This is a genomic window from Pseudomonas sp. GW821-FHT02A08, from assembly GCF_059422045.1.
Genome location: NZ_JBWKWD010000014.1, coordinates 1 through 16,720, shown reverse-complemented (window position 1 = coordinate 16,720; position 16,720 = coordinate 1). Strand labels below are relative to the sequence as shown.

General features: G+C 59.5%; 18 protein-coding genes. 8 read left to right on the top strand and 10 right to left on the bottom strand.

Annotation, left to right across the window (positions count from 1 at the left end; genetic code table 11):
• The first annotated feature begins 30 nt into the window (after nt 1–30).
• From AC07W4_RS12405 to AC07W4_RS12390, 4 genes are all read left to right on the top strand, one after another.
• Nucleotides 31–717, top strand: a complete 687-nt coding sequence (locus AC07W4_RS12405; protein WP_008049204.1) for a spermidine synthase — start codon at nt 31–33, stop codon at nt 715–717.
• A gap of 50 nt (nt 718–767) precedes the next feature.
• Nucleotides 768–1,139 (top strand): YajD family HNH nuclease, encoded by a 372-nt coding sequence (locus AC07W4_RS12400; RefSeq protein WP_007944009.1) that lies wholly within the window; start codon nt 768–770, stop codon nt 1,137–1,139.
• A gap of 191 nt (nt 1,140–1,330) precedes the next feature.
• Nucleotides 1,331–1,801 carry an RNA methyltransferase gene (locus tag AC07W4_RS12395; RefSeq protein WP_007993783.1) on the top strand — a complete coding sequence of 157 codons (471 nt, stop codon included), beginning with the start codon at nt 1,331–1,333 and terminating at the stop codon, nt 1,799–1,801.
• 80 nt (nt 1,802–1,881) lie between these two features.
• Complete coding sequence (locus AC07W4_RS12390) at nt 1,882–2,247, top strand: YgaP family membrane protein (RefSeq protein ID WP_495032601.1); 366 nt, start codon at nt 1,882–1,884, stop codon at nt 2,245–2,247.
• Between the two features lie 113 nt (nt 2,248–2,360).
• On the opposite strand, the gene AC07W4_RS12385 is transcribed toward AC07W4_RS12390, so the two are convergent.
• Complete coding sequence (locus AC07W4_RS12385) at nt 2,361–3,590, bottom strand: hypothetical protein (RefSeq protein WP_495032600.1); 1,230 nt, start codon at nt 3,588–3,590, stop codon at nt 2,361–2,363.
• A 35-nt stretch (nt 3,591–3,625) separates the two neighbouring features.
• Nucleotides 3,626–4,075: a YcgN family cysteine cluster protein gene (locus AC07W4_RS12380; protein WP_008049216.1), complete on the bottom strand. Its 450-nt coding sequence runs from the start codon at nt 4,073–4,075 to the stop codon at nt 3,626–3,628.
• Between the two features lie 164 nt (nt 4,076–4,239).
• Between AC07W4_RS12380 and AC07W4_RS12375 the strand changes: the two genes are divergently transcribed.
• Complete coding sequence (locus AC07W4_RS12375) at nt 4,240–4,833, top strand: nitroreductase family protein (RefSeq protein ID WP_495032599.1); 594 nt, start codon at nt 4,240–4,242, stop codon at nt 4,831–4,833.
• A 123-nt stretch (nt 4,834–4,956) separates the two neighbouring features.
• Here AC07W4_RS12375 and AC07W4_RS12370 read toward each other — a convergent pair whose 3' ends face one another.
• The 6 genes from AC07W4_RS12370 to AC07W4_RS12345 form a co-directional block, all read right to left on the bottom strand.
• Complete coding sequence (locus AC07W4_RS12370; RefSeq protein WP_495032598.1) at nt 4,957–5,889, bottom strand: D-2-hydroxyacid dehydrogenase; 933 nt, start codon at nt 5,887–5,889, stop codon at nt 4,957–4,959.
• Between the two features lie 119 nt (nt 5,890–6,008).
• Nucleotides 6,009–6,302: a YcgL domain-containing protein gene (locus AC07W4_RS12365; RefSeq protein WP_032829580.1), complete on the bottom strand. Its 294-nt coding sequence runs from the start codon at nt 6,300–6,302 to the stop codon at nt 6,009–6,011.
• Nucleotides 6,299–7,432, bottom strand: a complete 1,134-nt coding sequence (gene rnd, locus AC07W4_RS12360; protein ID WP_008049223.1) for a ribonuclease D — start codon at nt 7,430–7,432, stop codon at nt 6,299–6,301. Before rnd ends, AC07W4_RS12365 begins: the two co-directional genes overlap by 4 nt.
• 123 nt (nt 7,433–7,555) lie before the next feature.
• Complete coding sequence (locus AC07W4_RS12355; protein ID WP_495032597.1) at nt 7,556–8,218, bottom strand: class I SAM-dependent methyltransferase; 663 nt, start codon at nt 8,216–8,218, stop codon at nt 7,556–7,558.
• Between the two features lie 72 nt (nt 8,219–8,290).
• Nucleotides 8,291–9,940 (bottom strand): phosphoethanolamine transferase, encoded by a 1,650-nt coding sequence (locus AC07W4_RS12350; protein ID WP_495032596.1) that lies wholly within the window; start codon nt 9,938–9,940, stop codon nt 8,291–8,293.
• A gap of 190 nt (nt 9,941–10,130) precedes the next feature.
• A complete protein-coding gene (locus AC07W4_RS12345; protein ID WP_495032595.1) occupies nt 10,131–11,513 on the bottom strand; it encodes a glutamine synthetase family protein in 1,383 nt (460 codons plus the stop codon).
• Between the two features lie 472 nt (nt 11,514–11,985).
• Here AC07W4_RS12345 and AC07W4_RS12340 point away from each other — a divergent pair, with 472 nt between their 5' ends.
• The 3 genes from AC07W4_RS12340 (at nt 11,986) to AC07W4_RS12330 (ending at nt 15,154) form a co-directional block, all read left to right on the top strand.
• Nucleotides 11,986–13,170, top strand: a complete 1,185-nt coding sequence (locus AC07W4_RS12340) for a cyanate transporter (RefSeq protein ID WP_495032594.1) — start codon at nt 11,986–11,988, stop codon at nt 13,168–13,170.
• A gap of 13 nt (nt 13,171–13,183) precedes the next feature.
• Nucleotides 13,184–14,101, top strand: coding sequence for a DMT family transporter (locus tag AC07W4_RS12335; protein ID WP_495032593.1), 918 nt, complete (start codon nt 13,184–13,186; stop codon nt 14,099–14,101).
• Nucleotides 14,102–14,215: 114 nt separating this feature from the next.
• Nucleotides 14,216–15,154, top strand: a complete 939-nt coding sequence (locus AC07W4_RS12330; protein ID WP_495032592.1) for a LysR family transcriptional regulator — start codon at nt 14,216–14,218, stop codon at nt 15,152–15,154.
• Between the two features lie 3 nt (nt 15,155–15,157).
• On the opposite strand, the gene AC07W4_RS12325 is transcribed toward AC07W4_RS12330, so the two are convergent.
• Nucleotides 15,158–15,523 (bottom strand): 5-carboxymethyl-2-hydroxymuconate Delta-isomerase, encoded by a 366-nt coding sequence (locus tag AC07W4_RS12325; RefSeq protein ID WP_495032591.1) that lies wholly within the window; start codon nt 15,521–15,523, stop codon nt 15,158–15,160.
• Nucleotides 15,524–15,579: 56 nt separating this feature from the next.
• A complete protein-coding gene (locus tag AC07W4_RS12320) occupies nt 15,580–16,506 on the bottom strand; it encodes a LysR substrate-binding domain-containing protein (RefSeq protein WP_495032590.1) in 927 nt (308 codons plus the stop codon).
• Nucleotides 16,507–16,720 lie beyond the last annotated feature (214 nt).

The window sequence follows — 16,720 nt, the reverse complement described above, 5'->3', positions numbered from 1 at the left end:
AGTTCTGCCAATTTTCTTCAAGTGAGCCCCATGAAACGTTTCGTTCTGCTGGACACCACCCCCATCCCTGAAAACGGCGGCGCCCTGTGCCTGTTCGAATACGGCGAGGATTTTGTCATCAAGATCCAGGGCGGCGATGGCGGACAACTGATGAACACACGCATGCACGGCTCCGAAGATGCCCTGGCCGAGATCCCGTGTCGCAAGGTCGCCGGTCGAGCGGATTCACGGGTGCTCATCGGCGGCCTGGGCATGGGCTTCACCCTCGCTTCGGCGCTCAAGCACCTGGGCAAGACCGCCGAAGTGGTGGTCGCTGAATTGGTGCCTGGCGTTGTGGAATGGAATCGCGGGCCACTCGGCGAGAAAGCCGGAAACCCTCTTCAAGACCCACGGACCGTGATTCGCATGGAGGACGTGGCCAAAGTCCTGCAGGCCGAGCCCCAGGGTTTCGATGCCATCATGCTCGACGTCGACAATGGCCCCGAAGGCCTGACCCAGAAAGCCAACAGCTGGCTGTACTCCGCCGGCGGCCTCAGTGCCTGCGCCAAGGCCCTGAGACCAAAAGGCGTGCTGGCCGTCTGGTCGGCCAGCGCTGACCGGCATTTTTCCGACAAACTGAAGAAAGCGGGTTTCAAGGCCGAGGAAGTGCAGGTCTTCGCCCACGGCAACAAGGGCACCCGCCACACCATCTGGATTGCCGAGAAGCTCAAGGGCTAGGCTAAACTTCACCCTATAACCGTCATTAGTCTTTCTACAAAGGTGAACCCATGAGTTCGTCCACCCCGACCAACACCTCGAAGCTGGATCGCATCCTCGCCGACAACCAGCGTGACAAGGAAATGGGCTACCGCGACAAGGCCCTGAAGATGTACCCGCACGTCTGTGGCCGCTGCGCCCGTGAGTTCTCCGGCAAGCGCCTGAGCGAACTGACCGTGCACCACCGTGACCACAACCACGACAACAACCCGCAGGACGGCTCGAACTGGGAGCTGTTGTGCCTGTACTGCCACGATAACGAGCACTCGCGTTATACCGACCAGCAGTATTTCGGCGAAGGCTCCCTCAGCACGCCGAAAATCGCCAAGGCCACGCACAACCCGTTTGCGGCGCTGGCTGGGTTGATGAAGAAAGAAGATTAGAATCTTCAGCGTCTGAACTGGCCTCTTCGCGGGCAAGCCCGCTCCCACATTTGATCTGCGTCGTACACAAAACCAATGTGGGAGCGGGCTTGCCCGCGAAAGCAATCGCTCAGACACCACAAGTCTTGAATCTGCCCGCCCTCCCCCAATCCCCGTATAATCGCGCTTTTTTCCCGAAAGGCACCCCGCTCGTGGCAGACAAACGGTACAGCTGCATTGGTTTGTATAACCCCAAATCACCGGAGAACGTCGGTTCGGTGATGCGCGCCGCTGGCTGTTACGGCGTGGCGTCGGTGTTCTACACCGGCAAGCGCTATGAGCGCGCCGCCGACTTCGTCACCGATACCAAGCGCGTGCACTACGACATCCCGCTGATCGGCATCGACGACCTGAAGAAAATCCTGCCCCTCAATTGTGTGCCCGTCGCCGTGGAACTGGTCGAGGGCGCCCGCCCGTTGCCGGAATACACCCACCCGGATCGCGCGCTCTACATCTTCGGCCCGGAAGACGGATCGCTGGATAAAGAGATTCGCGACTGGTGCGAAGACGTGGTCTACATTCCGACCACCGGCTGCATGAACCTGGCCGCCACAGTCAACGTCGTGCTCTACGACCGCATGTCCAAAGGGCTCAATACCCGCTCCGGGCCAAAATTCCGCTGAATTGCCGCACATCCGATTGAACGAGCTGCCCGCCCAGGCAGTCAGCTTGACTATCGCCCCCTGAAGCCTGGAGACAGACCATGAGCGAACTCAAACCCGTCGAGCGTATCGAATCCACCCCGTTCCAGAGCCCTTCCGAACAGAACGTGCAGGGCTGGGAACGCGTCGGCTCCCTGGCCGGCGGCGTGGTGATGGTGGGCAAGGGCCTGCGGCGTGGCGGGATCTTTGGCCTGATCCAGGTGGCCATCGGCGGCGTGGCCCTGGCCCGTGGCATTACCGGACACAGCTCGGCGAAAAGCCTGCTGGAGAAAAGCCGTCAGGACATGAACAACGTGCGGGCGAAAATCCAGCGGGCGGGGGAAGAGCTGAAGACGCTGAAGGCCAATGCCGAAGCGGCGACCGTTACCGGCAATGATTCGTTGAAGTCGCCGAAAGCCGGGGCTTGATCCAACAGTTTCGGTGAGGCTAATGGCCTCTTCGCGAGCAAGCCCGCTCCCACATTTGATCTGTGGCGTACACAAAACCAATGTGGGAGCGGGCTTGCTCGCGAATGACGGTATTACTGAATCAACTCGGTACTGAGCACTTTTGAAGACCCACCGATCACGCTCTCGCTGAGTTGAACAAACGCCTGGGTATCGATATCCCCCAGCCGCATCGCCCCGCGCAATACATCATCCAGCGAACGCTTGTTGTGTGTTTTCAGGCGAATCTCGCGGTCCAGTTCCTGCAGCAACACCACCGCCCTGGCCACCTGTGCCGGGCTGACCTGCTCACCGCGCAGCGTGGTGACTTTCTGGCTGCTCTTGACCAGTTTGCCGTGCAGGTTCTCAAAGCGCTCATCGCTCATGCCGCCAGCCCGGCGCACCAGCTCGATGGCGTAATACTCGGCAAAGCCTTCGCTGATCCAGTCACTGCGCCGGGTGCCGTTGATCCGCCCGAACTCCTGGGCCAACTCACGGACCAGGGCGCTGGTGCCACTTTCGCTGACCAACGGCAGACGGCTGTTGAGATAGATCGACTCGTGGGCCGACTGGCTGCCGCGCCACATTGGGTCATTGGCCCCGACGATCAGCAGTTTGCCCGGGTGTCGCGGATACAGAGCCTGCACTTGCGGCCAGACGAAGGTCAGCAGCGTCAGCACATCCATGCGGCGCATGCCCTGCCCCAGCGGCGAAGCGACGGTGACTTCGGTCTCGCCCAGACGAGTACGGCGGCTGCCGAGCTGGCCTGCGAGCATCCAGCCCGTGGGCCGGTCGAACAGTCGGGAAGGGTTATCGATACGGAATTTGTTCGGGCCGATTCGTGGCCACGCGGTTTCAACGCTTTTCCAGCCACCGGGCAGCTCGAATTCGAGGCGTGCTACCAGTTCGATGCCGTCCTGTTGATCGAGTCTGGCAGCCGGCACCAGATCGTCGCCGCGCATCAACGCCCAGTTTGGCGTCATGCGCGTGTCGACGCTGCCGCTCTTGCGCCCGTGGCTGATGTTCACGCGGTAGGTCAGGCTGGCCTTGTCGGCGGTCGGATGCCAGACACCGCGCGCCGCTTTGCCGAGGGTCAGTTGCCATTGGCCGTCAGCCTTGAAATCACTGTAGCGGCTGCCGTCGCCGAGGTTGAAATCCAGGCTGCGTACCGCCGAGCCCTGGGCGAGCGTCAGGCGCACTTCGGCCTGATCGCTCTGGGGCAACAGGCGCACGTGATAATCCAGGTTTACCTTGTTCGCAGCCCATGAGGGCGCATTCACGGCCAGTAATCCCACGACACATGCCTGCCGCCATCCCACAGCCATACACACTCCTTCGTGAAATGTTGAACCTCAGGCCATCAGCCCGCGCGGAAAATCAGGTGATCTTCCCAATCATCTTCCGGCACGCTGCCTTCGGCGAGCATGCGCCCGGACTGCGAGATCCCCTCGTGATGAACGGCATCGCGATCACCGCACACCAGGTGATGCCACAACGGCAGGTCCTTGCCTTCGCTGACCAGGCGATAGCCGCAGGTCGGCGGCAGCCATTTGAATTCGTCGGCCTTGCCCGGCGTGAGCTGGATACAGTCCGGTACGGAGTCACGACGGTTGGGATAGTCTTTGCACTGGCAGGTTTTCAGGTCCAGCAGTTTGCAGGCGATGCGCGTGTAATAGACGCTGTTGTCGTCTTCGTCTTCAAGCTTTTGCAGGCAGCACAATCCACAGCCGTCGCACAGCGACTCCCATTCCTCCTGATCGAGTTGATCGAGGGTCTTGCGTATCCAGAACGGTTCTACTTTGGCGGCCATGGTTCGAGTATCGACATCAGGTGGTGAAAAGGCCGCCAGTCTAGTGCCCGTAGCCCCGCGGGCCAAGCATTGGCGACTGTCGGTAGAACGGGCTTGTCAGTTATTGCGCTGACAAGTAGGGTTTTGCATTGCTCCCACTTTCAAACGTAGCCAGGAATCTCTAGATGAGTGCCAACCCACGCGTTGCCGATTACGCCATTCACCCTCAGTTCACCGATCGCTGGTCGCCCCGCGCCTTCACTGGCGAAACGATTCCAGAGCAAACCCTGTTGAGCTTCTTCGAAGCCGCCCGCTGGGCACCCTCGGCCTACAACTCGCAACCCTGGCGCTTTCTTTACGCACGTCGCGACACGCCGAACTGGGAGCGTTACCTGGGCCTGCTGAACGAATTCAACCGCAGTTGGGCGCAACACGCCTCGGCCCTGGTGATCGTGATTTCGAAAACCACCTTCACCGCGCCTGGCGCCAGCGAAGAAACCCCGGCCCTGTGGCACACCTTCGACACCGGTTCCGCCTGGGGCCACCTGGCCTTGCAAGCGAGCCTGAGCGGCTGGCACACCCACGGCATGGCCGGTTTCGACCAGGAACTGACCCGCAAGGAGCTGAACATTCCTGAAGGCTACGACCTGCACGCCGCCGTTGCCGTGGGCAAGCTGGGGGACAAAGCGAGCCTGGCGGATTACCTGCAAGCCCGTGAAGAACCAAGCCCGCGTCGTCCGTTGAGCGAGCTGGCGGCTGAGGGTGACTTCACCCTCTAAGCCATACTGAAAATCCCTGTGGGAGCGAGCTTGCTCGCGATAGCGGCAGGACAGTCAACATTGATGTTGAATATGCCGGCCTCATCGCGAGCAAGCTCGCTCCCACAGTTTTTGAGGGTGATTTCAGTACCCGCGATCGAAATCCACTTCCCCGCGTAACGCCTCTCCCGCCTGATACGCCCGCAGGTTCTCGACAAACAGCTTCACCATCATCGAAGGCGAAGTCGGTGCCGAGCTGTGGCCCGTCAGCAGCAGACCCCAGGCCGTCCAGAACGGATGACGCTGGGGCAAGGGTTCCTGACGGCACACATCGATCACCGCGCCCGCCAGATGCCCTTCCTTCAAGGCATCCACCAGATCCGCATCGACCACCGCCACACCGCGCCCGGCGTTGATGAACAACCCGGTCGGCTTGAATTGCCTGAACAGCGCCGCGTCGTAGATATCGTGGGTTTCCACGGTGTTCGGCAGCAGATTGACCACGTAGTCGACTTCACCGACCAGCCGCGGCAGATCCGCCAGTGAACCGACTTCGATAAACGGTGCCTGCTCCCGCGCGCTGCTGGCCACGCCATACAACTCGACGCCGAACGGTAGGAGGAACTGCGCGACACTTTGACCGATATCACCTGTGCCGACGATCAACACCTTGCGCCCCGCCAGGCTCTGGCCATGGCGACTGTCCCACTTGCGCTCGACCTGGCTGACCAGTCGCGCCAGCACTTCACGTTCGTGACCGAGCATGTACGTGAGCACGTACTCGGCCATGACCTGGCCGAAGATTCCGACCGCACGGGTCAGTCGATAGTGCCGCGGCAAGCCATCGGCCAGCAGCGGCGTGATACCGGCCCAGGTCGATTGCAGCCATTGCGGTTGATGGCCCTGGCGTAACAGTGTCGCCAGCAAATCAGGCTGGCCGAGCCACACCGGGCAATCCGCGGCCTGGCTGGCCAGTTCGGCGGAATCACCGCTGGTCAGCACCTCCAGATCCGGTGCCGCCTCGCGCAACAATTGGGCGTACACCGGGTGGTCGTGTTCAGCAATCAGGACGCGCATGCTTCAAACCTTTCAAAAACGGTGCAGACGGCCGCCGACGGAGCAGTGCTCCGTCGATGCCGCCATCGCTAAAATCAATCAATGTTTCATAACCACTCTGAACAGAGCCTGTCTGCCGCTCACACCGGATCGTTGCGACGCAACAACTCTTCCGGCAAGTGCTCGATGTACTCGTCTTCGGCAGGTGGCATTTGCAGGTGATAGCCCTGTTTTTCAAGGTTTTCCAGCACGACCGCGATGTCCTCGCGCGACAGTTTGCGCTCGGGGGTCAGCACCAGATCGAACGCGTGGATGGCCTTGCCGAAGGCTGCCATCAGGGGATCCGGCACGCGCTCCAGAGCATCGCTCTTGAGCACATACAGGTACATTTCGTTTCTCTTCGAGCTGCGGTAGATGGAACAAATACGTTTCAAGGCTGTTCTCCGGCGGTGGCCAGGCTGTCGAGCAGCGCCTGGCCCATCAACTCGCGGCGCCAGCCACGCAGCGAATCAGGCAATTGGTAGGGACCATTGGGGAAGCCGCTCTTGAGCAGCGCTTCCAGGGTTTTCTTGCGCAGCATCAGTTCCGGCGCGATGTTCAGGCGCTCGGCTTCGGCCTGGCCTATGGCCTTCATTTGTTTGAGCAGCGCAGCGGCATCCACCGGCAACGGCTCCGGCACGGCTGGCGGCCACTGATCAGGCGACACACTGCCAGAGCGCTTGATCAGATCAAGCAGAAACTCGCCGTCCTGACGCACGGTACGCGGGTGCATGTCTTCGATTTTCGCCAGGGCGCCGAGGTTATCCGGTTGCGTACGCGCCAGCGGCCACAACGAATGTTCGCGGATAATCCGGTTGCGCGGCAAGTCACGGGCCCGGGCTTCCTTTTCGCGCCAGGCGCAGAGCTCACGCAAAACGGCAAGTTGGGCGCGGGACAGCTTCCAGGCCAGCTTGGCATCGCGATAGACCTCGTACGGATCGATCTCGCGGCGCAGGTTGGCCACCAGTTCGGCGCCATCTTCCAGGACCCAGGCGTATTTGTCGTCAGACAGCTTTGGACGCAGCTTTACGAAGACTTCAGCCAAATGCACGGCGTCTTCGGCCGCATAGCTGATCTGGGTTTCGGAAAGCGGACGTTGCAGCCAGTCGGAACGGGTTTCCCCCTTGGGCAGGTCGATGCCGAGTACTTCCTGCACCAGTCGCGAATAGCCCATGGAAAAACCAAGGTTCAGGTAAGCGGCAGCCAGTTGCGTATCGAACAGCGGCGCCGGCAGGCTGCCAGTCAGGCGCAGCAGGACTTCGAGGTCTTCGCTGCACGCGTGGACAACCTTGAGCACCGCCGGGTTTTCCAGCAACGTGGCCAATGGCTGCCAGTTGTCGATGGTCAGCGGGTCGATCAGACAGGCGCGAACACCATCACCGATCTGCAGCAGGCCGGCGATCGGGTAGAAGGTGTCGACCCGCATGAATTCGGTATCGAGGGCAACGAATGGCAACTGTTGCCACTCGGCGCACAACCGTCCGAGGCTATCGTTGTCGCGAATCCAGTGAATATCGATGGCCACACGGCTCTCCCTTGAAGAATGGCGCGCAGTATATATCGCCCCCGGCGATTTCCGCGCATCCACTGAACAAGAGCGTTAGCGAAATTTACTGCGTGACATACAGAATAGTCCGACAAAGTCGGGCTAGCTGGTCTTGCCCAGCACGTAGATTCGCATCCGCGCGCAACCGGGGAAAAAGTCCTGATGGCTGAGCAAACGAAACCCCGCCTGCCTGAACTCGCTTTCCAATTCGGTCTTGCTCGGCAACGGCCGGGCCCGAACGCCCTCCACACCTGAATGCGCCCCCTTGAAAAGGCCATCGAGGCTTACCGCGACTATCACCGTATCGCGACTGACCCGGTAAAACTCGCCCAGCATCGCCAGACGATGTTCCGGGTTATGAAGGTGCTGGAACAGTTGCATGCAGAAAATGCAGTCAACCGCGTTCTCCGACAAGCCGATCGAGAACGCAGAGCTTTGAAAGGTCTTGACCCGCTTCAACAGGCTCTGCGAATGATGTATCCGGGCATGATCGAGGATGTCCTGGGACGGATCCGTCGCGAGGATCACCCGATTCGCGTGCTCGGCCAGCACTGGCCAAAAGCGTCCCACACCACAGGCCACATCAAGGATCAGACCAGGTTCGCCAGCGACCTTGAGCGCATTGCGCACCAGCCCCTCCTCACGCCAGAGCGCCAGGCGCCCGGCCAGGCTCGGCGCTTGCGGCTGAAGGCAGACGCGCGCGTGCTCCTGGTCGTAGCGCCGGGCGATCTCAAGCTCGATGGCGGATGGAGGTTGAGCGGACATGTGCAATGGCTCTTGGTAAAGGTTCTACAGGCCGCAGGTCGGCGGCCGCCACGTGAAACAGAATCGGAGCACTCATTCCTTGGCCAACACGCCGTCGGTCACTGGACCACGACATCCGGCAAACATGTCCAGATCCTGGTTGTAGACCTTGCTGTTGACCTCCAGAAGCCCAAGCATCGAATGGAACAGGTTGTCCTGGCTCAGGGGCTTTTCACGGCCCTGTTGCAGGCAGTGGGTATCTACCGCAAAGGACTTTTTAAAGCTGTCGGAGAACCAGGCAAACATGGCTACATGCTTTTGCTGCTCCGGTGCCAGCATGTAAGGCGTGCCGTGGAGGAACAAGTTGTATTCACCCAGAGACTCGCCGTGGTCAGACAGATACAGCATCGCGGTATCCACTTTGTCCTGGTTGCTGCGCAGCAGATCGATCAGAGTCGACAGCACATGGTCGGTATAGACCAGTGTGTTGTCGTAGCCATTGACGATACTTTCGCGACTGCAATTGTTCAGGGCGTTACTTTCGCAAACCGGGGTGAAGCGCTCGAACTCTTTCGGATAACGCTTGAAATACTCCGGACCGTGACTGCCCATCTGGTGCAATACCAGTACCGTGTCCTTGTCCAGGGTATCGATGAAATGCTGCAGCCCCTGCAACAGAATTTCGTCACGGCATTCGCTGTTGGCGCACAGCACCGGGTCCTTCAGATTGCTGACGTCTTCAACGGTGACGCGATCGCAGGTACCTTTGCAGCCTGACTGGTTATCACGCCAAATCACATCCATACCCGCATGCTTGAGCACGTCCAGCAGGCCTTCTTCGTTCTTGGCCATGCTGGCGTTGTAGTCCTTGCGCCCCATGTTGGAGAACATGCAAGGCACCGATACGGCGGTTTCAGTACCGCAGGAATGCACATCGGTGAAAGCGATCAGGCCATCTTCCTTACTCAGTTTCGGAGTGGTGTCGCGGCTATAGCCAAGGATGCCGAAGTTCTCCGCCCGGGCACTTTCACCCACGACAAGCACCGTCAGGGATTTGCGTCCGTGAGTTTGCCAGGCCGGATTACGCCGGGCGTCTTCACCGATCCTGACAAAGGGTTGCCGCGCAGTCGCTACTTTCTCGCGCAAAAAACCGGATGTGGCACCAATGTAGTTGCTTGGCACCACCATCATGCGCAACTCGTGGTGATTGCGAAACAGCGAAGACAGGCCTTGATAGTTAACCAGTGCAACACCACCAATGATCGCTGCCGAGGCAAAAGTCACCAGAACTTTACTGAGTAGTTCACGGTGCCAACGACGATAATTAATCGGGGTCTTCCACAACAGCCAGGACGGTAAAACGCCGAGCAGTAAAATATAAACAAACAACTTGAGCGACAGTAAGTCACGCACTTCCGTGGCATTGGTTTCAGCGAAGTTACGCAACATGCCGGTGTCGATCAGAACACCATACTGGCTCATGAAATACGCCACGCCCGCACTGGTCATGAACAGCAGGGTCAGGACCGGCTTGAGCACCGGCCGGAAGGCCAGCAGGGTCAGCACAATGTTGAAGGCCGCGAAAATCATCACCCCAAAGGCCACGCGCATGACGATGCCCTTGCCATCGGACGCGGTGATTTCGAACAGGTGTTGCCAGAGTACAAAATTGAAGCCAACTAACAAAAATGCGCTGGCAATCAATGTCACCCATTCGGGGCGCACGGCTTTAATCTTCAACATGAGTTTCGGCGGGTCCTGAAAAAAGGTGTCTTCGGCAAATGTGAAAATTTCATTTACCGAGACAGCTCTAATTTTAGGTAGCCAACCATCAATTTTTTGTGAAAAAGAAGCCAACAATTAGTTGGCTTATTTATCCTGCCAGACACTTTCAGACCATTTGAGAATGGTTCAGCCCTGATTCAGATCCGACTCAGGCCTGATGCAAGTACCAGCGCCAGTCCTGCTCACCGACCTCCCCCATGAATTGACGATATTCAGCGCGTTTCACCGCCAGGTAGACGCCGAGGAATTCGCCGCCGAAGGCTTCCCTGGCCCAGCTTGAACCTTCCAGCGATCGCAAGGTGGTCAGCCAGTCTGTCGGCAACAGTTTCGTAGCCTGGGCGTAGCCGTTACCTTCCACCGGCGCACCAGGGTCGAGTTGTTCGCGGATACCGCGATGAATACCGGCCAGTATCGCCGCAGCCGCCAGATAGGGGTTGGCATCTGCGCCACAGATTCGGTGTTCGATGTGCCGGGAATACGCCGGCCCGCCAGGTACGCGCAGGCTCACGGTGCGGTTGTCCACGCCCCAGGTGGCCGCCAGGGGCGCATAGCTGTTGGCCTGGAATCGACGGTAGGAGTTGGCGTTGGGGCAGAACAGCAACAGCGAATCGAGCAAGGTACTGAGCATGCCGGCGACGGCCTGCTTGAGCAGTGGTGTTCCATCCGGGGCTTCGCTGGCGAAGAGGTTGTTGCCGTCCTTGTCCGCCAGGCTCACGTGCATGTGCATCCCGGTGCCGGCCAGGTCATCGAAAGGCTTGGCCATGAAGCAGGCTGTCATGCCGTGCTTGTGCGCCACACCCTTGACCAGACGCTTGTAGCGCACCGCTTCATCCATCGCCTGTAGTGCGTCGCAGCGGTGCTCGAGGGTGATTTCCACTTGCCCCGGCGCGTATTCGGAAATGGCCGTGCGCGCCGGAATCCCCTGGAGTTTGCAGGCACTGTAGAGATCGGCCAGGAACGGCTCGATCTGTTCAAGCTCGCGCAAACCATAGACCTGAGTGCCGTGGGGACGCCCGCCATCGACATCCCGTGCCGGCTGCGGTCGGCCATTGCTGTCGCGTTGCTGATCCAGCAGGTAGAACTCCAGTTCCGCCGCCATGACCGGGTAATAACCGTCAGCCTGCAAACCTTCGATGACGTTGGCCAGCAAATGACGAGGATCGGCAATGGTGGCGGGCATTCCCTCCGTCGGGTGCATGCTGACCTGCACGGCTGCGGTCGGTATCAGACGCCACGGCATGCGCGTGAGGCTGCCGCTGATCGGGTAGGCCCGGCAGTCGATATCACCGACGTCCCAGACCAGCCCGGAGTTTTCCACGTCATCGCCGTTGATGGTCAGGCCGAGGATGGTGCTCGGCAATGGCCGCCCGCTTTCATACACCGCCAGCAATTCGTCACGATGCAGCAACTTGCCCCGTGGCACACCGTTGTTGTCGAGGATGAACAGCTCGAACATTTCAATATCCGGGTTCTGCTCCAGAAAGGTCAGCGCTTCTTGCCTGGTGGCAAACGAGGTCGTGGCACTACTCATGGGAACTCTCTTTTTCCGTGTCAGACGGGTACGCAAAAGCACCCGCACTTTAATCCCGCCATCGAGCGGAATATGTAGGAACAATCAGCGGAAAAAGCAGGGATCCGGCGGGCGCGCATGACGGCAATGCCACAGCGCCCAAAAAGCCAGTTCAGAAGGAAGTGCAGAGAGGTTTGGCGCGGTGGCGGGCGTGAATCGACAACCAAGGCTCGACGCCCGAGCGTCGATGGATGCCTTGAGGTGGATTGCGACCGGCCAACCGTCCATAGAGAGAACCGCAGAAAACAGATGACCCGCAGCCTCACACGATGGCTTAAGTCGTTAAATCAGGATTTGAAGAACCTTGGGTGTCGTCTGGCTAAACATTTGGCTGCGACTTGCATTTAATTTCTAAATACTTCGCCGGAATTTCTGATTTGCCGCCTCCAGGTCTCGCGCGCCTAATCGGAACCCTTCTGTTCAAGGTCCGATCATGGAAAACACTCGAGCCACTTCCCGCCCAGCCCTCTGGCTGATGTTCAGTATTGTCCTGGTTGCCCTGAACCTGCGCCCTTCAATGGCCGCTGTCGGCCCTCTGCTCTCGGCGATTCGCGACGACATCCCGCTGAGCTTCAGCCTGGCTTCACTGCTGACCATGTTGCCGGTGATGGCCATGGGGCTGGCGATGTTTGTCGGCCTGCGCGTCAGCCAGCGACTCGGCGGTCAGCGCGCGGTGGTGTTCTCGTTGCTGATCATCGGCGTGGCCACGCTTTCGCGGTTGTTCCTTGATTCAGCCGCGCAGTTGCTACTCAGCGCCGTGCTGGCAGGTATCGGGATCGCATTGATTCAGGCCCTGATGCCAGCGCTTATCAAATCCCGCTTCAGCGACCACGTTGCCCTGTGCATGGGGCTCTACGTCACGTCGATCATGGGCGGTGCCGCCTTGGGTGCCTCCTTTGCGCCGCTGGTGATGGAGCGTACCGGCAGCTGGCGTATGGGCCTGGCGATCTGGGCTGTGCTCGCCGTACTGGCATTGCTCTTCTGGCGCAGCCAAAGCGCGGGGATGCCAACACTGGATTCGAAAGCATCCGGCAAAGGTTCGTTCTTCGCCAATTCCCGCGCGTGGTTACTCGCGATTTTCTTTGGCCTGGGCACTGCGTCCTACACCTGTGTTCTGGCCTGGCTGGCGCCGTACTACGTGGAAAAGGGCTGGAGCGAACAGCAGGCTGGATTGCTGCTCGGGTTTCTGACCGCCATGGAAGTGCTGTCGGGCCTGCTGACGCCAGTCATCGCCAATCGCAGCCGCGATCGCCGCGTCGTGCTGATGGTACTGCTGACACTGATCATCGCCGGTTTCTGCGGACTGATTCTGAGCCCGCGGCATTTGAGCCTGATGTGGCCATGCTTGCTGGGGCTGGGCATTGGCGGCCTGTTCCCGATGAGCCTGATCGTATCGCTGGATCACCTTGACAATCCAATACGTGCCGGTGGCCTGACCGCATTTGTGCAAGGCATCGGCTACTTGATCGCAGGCCTGTCGCCTCTGCTGGCGGGGATCATCCGCGACCGCCTCGGCAGCTTTGAATGGGCCTGGTGGTCGCTGACGGCGGTCATGGCGCTGATGATGCTGATGGTTCTGCGCTTCAACCCAAGGCACTACACCCGCCACATCCATTGACCCGGAGCCAGCCATGAAAACCACCGGTTTCGCCGTCGCTCACGCCAGCATGCTGCTTTGGGCCTTGTTGATCGCCGCGTCGTTTTCCGCAGCGGCGCAAGTCAGCCAGGCCATCAACCCTATCCTGCTGACCGGTCTGCGCCTGCTGTTTTGCGCCTTGGTGTTTCTGCCACTGTTGCTGCTAAAAGGCGATGCCGTCATGACCGCCCGCGCGTTGCTCGGCCACGCGCTGCTCGGCCTGCTGCTGGCGCTGTACTTCGGTTCGCTGTTCGAAGCATTGCGCTATACCTCGGCCGTCAACACCGGGACGATGTTCACGCTGGTGCCGCTGATGACCCTGGGTTTCGAAGCCGTGCTAACACCTGATGGCCATCTGAAACAACGGATTGTGCCGATGCTGCTCGCCGCTGCCGGGGCAGTGTTACTGATCATGAAAGGCACCGGCCCCGGCGAGTTGCCATCGCCCTATGCATTGACGGTGTACGGCATCGGTTGCCTGGCGATGGCGCTCTACGCCCCCCTCAGTCAACGCCTGAAAGCCGATAGCCTCAATGGACGCGGGCCGGTGCCCATGACGTTCTGGAACATGCTGTTCGGTGCGCTGTTTCTGCTGGTGTTCTGTGGATTGAGTGGCGGTTGGCGTTCGGCATCATTACTGACGCTCAACGATTTCTATTGGCTGATGTATCTGGCCGTGTTCGCCACACTGGCGACGTTCTGGCTGCTGCACCGGGCCATCGGCGTGATCGCACCGTCCTCGGTGATTTCCTACATCTACCTGAGCACGCTGTTCATCACCTTGTTTCACTGGCTTTGGGGACGCCAGATGCCGCTGCCGCTGGAAATGGCCGGCGCGGTGCTGGTAGGCCTCGGCATGTTCGCGCTATTGATGTCCAGCCGCCGCGCCGTGTCGGCGATCGTCCAGGGCTGACAGGGTCTTGGGCGAAACGTCCTGCAAGGCATTCTCCCTGCTCGCTCATTCCGCTAGGATGATTCACCTACCCTTGCACATGGTCAGTACAAGGGACGTAGCGAGATGGAATGGATGCTCAACAGTAATTCGCTTAGAAAGCTCGACATGCAGGACCTCATGGTGTTCGTCGCCGTGTATGAGCAGAACAGCGTCAGCGTCGTATCCGAGACGCTCTGCGTCAGCCAGTCCACAGTGAGTTACTGCCTGAAAAAACTGCGCACCAGTTTCGAGGACGAACTTTTCGTTAACACCCGTACCGGCGGCATGCAGCCCACCGGTAAGGCCAGCGCGATGTACCCTCACGTGCTGAAAATCCTGGATAGCATCAACCTGTGTCACGCCGGCCTGCCGACGTTCGACCCGGGCCTGCAACCCGTGACCTTCAATATTTGCGCACCGGAATATTTCGAGCAACTGATCCTGCCGCGCTTGTTGAAAACCTTCGACCTCGCCGATCTTCCGGTGATGGTCAATGTGTTCAAACTCGAAGCCGATATCCCTGCCAAAGCATTGCGCGAAGGCAGCCTCGACCTGGTGATGTGTTTCGGCCCGAACTTTCATCGCAGTCACGTCGATTTCAAATCGCAGACGCTGCTCGAAGATGATCTGGTGTGTATTTTCGATAAACGCGCCACGCCGGCGGAACCACGCTTGAGCCTGAAAACCTATGTCGAACGTCGACACGTGTTCCCGACACCCTGGACGTCCGCCACCAACATGGTCGACGGCTGGCTTGCGCAGCAGGCGCAAAAGCGCCAGATCGTCGCACGCGCCAACAGCTACAGTGCAGCACTGAAGCTGATTACCGGCACCGACTATGTCCTGACCCTGCCCCGGCGCATCCAGCGATTGCTGGCCAGCGCAGACACCTTCAATCACTGTGAAGCGCCCGAAGGCTTGCCGGGCTTTACCCTCGACATGCAGTGGAACCAGGGTGTCGATCAGGACAGCGCCAGCACCTGGTTGCGAACGCAAGTGATCCAGGCCTGCATCGAGCAAGAGTCAGCCTGAAGTTCAGTTGTTGATGGCGGTCTTGCTGTAGGAGTCGCGATCGATGTCGAGAATTTCCACGCACAACTGGACCTCAATGCCGCTCGGCCATTCACACAGCTCCCGCACCACCGCCAGCAGGCTTTCAGACAACTGCTTCTTGATCTCTGCGGAACGACCACTCAACAGCGCCAGTTTCACATGCACGAATGCCCGCTCAGCCAGTGCAGTACCGACCTTGAACGTATCGACCTTGACCGCGCGGCTCTTGATATCGAATTCGGCAGAAAACTGACCGGAACCCACCAAGGTATTGTTCAACCGCATCAATGCCACATCGGCATTCAGATCAGTCAGGTTAGCGGTGTATTCCATGTGCAGGTGAGGCATGAGTCAGTTCCTGTAAGTAGGTGGAGAGGTCGTACATATAGCACAGACCGCCCTGTTCATTCGGGCAGTGGCAAAACGGCACGCTCACTCATGAACGCTTCCAGGCGCGAGCGCAACCAGCGCTCGGCAGGATCGGCATCGACATGACTGAGCCAGACCATGGACAGGTCCAGGGTAGGTGTCTGGATGGGAAAGGGTTCCTTGAACAGCACTCCCGATGCCGCCATCGCTTCGGCGGTGTAGTCCGGCAGGCTGGCAATCAGGTCCGTCCCGGCAAGCAGGGCCGGCAAAGAACTGTATTGCGGGACCGAGAGCACCACCTGGCGTGTGCGACCGATGTCCGCCAGCCACTCGTCGGCGTAGCCACTGACGTTGGCCGTATGGGACACCAGCACGTGCGGTCGCGCGCAATATTCATCAAGGGTCAGCGGTGTTTCGGAGGCATCGGCGCGCAAAATGCTGGGCTGGATGTGCCGCAGCAATTTGCGCTTGGCATTGGCCGGCAAGCCACGGGTCTGGCTGATACCCACCGTGATATCGCCGGACGCCAGCAAGTCGGGAATCCGCCAGTAATCGACATGCTGCACAACGAACACCACGTTGGGCGCTTCCTGGCGCAACGCTCGCAGCAATGGCGGCAACAAGCCGAACTCGACATCGTCGGACAACCCGATGCGAAACGACATCGTACTGCTGGCCGGGTCAAAATCATGGGTCAGGCTCAAGGCCACGGACAAGGAATCCAGCGCCGGTGAGAGATGCCTGATGATCTCCTCGGCCCTCGCTGTCGGCTCCATGCGGTGGCCAACCCGTATGAACAGCGGATCATTGAACATCGCACGCAAGCGGTTGAGCGCCGAACTGATGGTCGGCTGACCGAGAAACAGCTTCTCCGCCACCCGAGTGACATTGCGCTCGAGCATCAGCGTTTCGAATACCACCATCAGGTTGATATCCGCTTTGCGAAGTTCATTGCGATTCATCCACTGCCCCCCGATCCCCAAATCTGCTGACAGTTTAGGTAGCGGATGGGACTGCCGTCTATCCGACTCAGTCCAACAGCCTGACGCGGGGTGAAACGAAGCTTCCTGCGAACAAAAACAAAACCCCTACCTGCATGCGCAGATAGGGGTTTCGGAATTTAATCTTGACGATGACCTACTCTCACATGGGGAAACCCCACACTACCATCGGCGA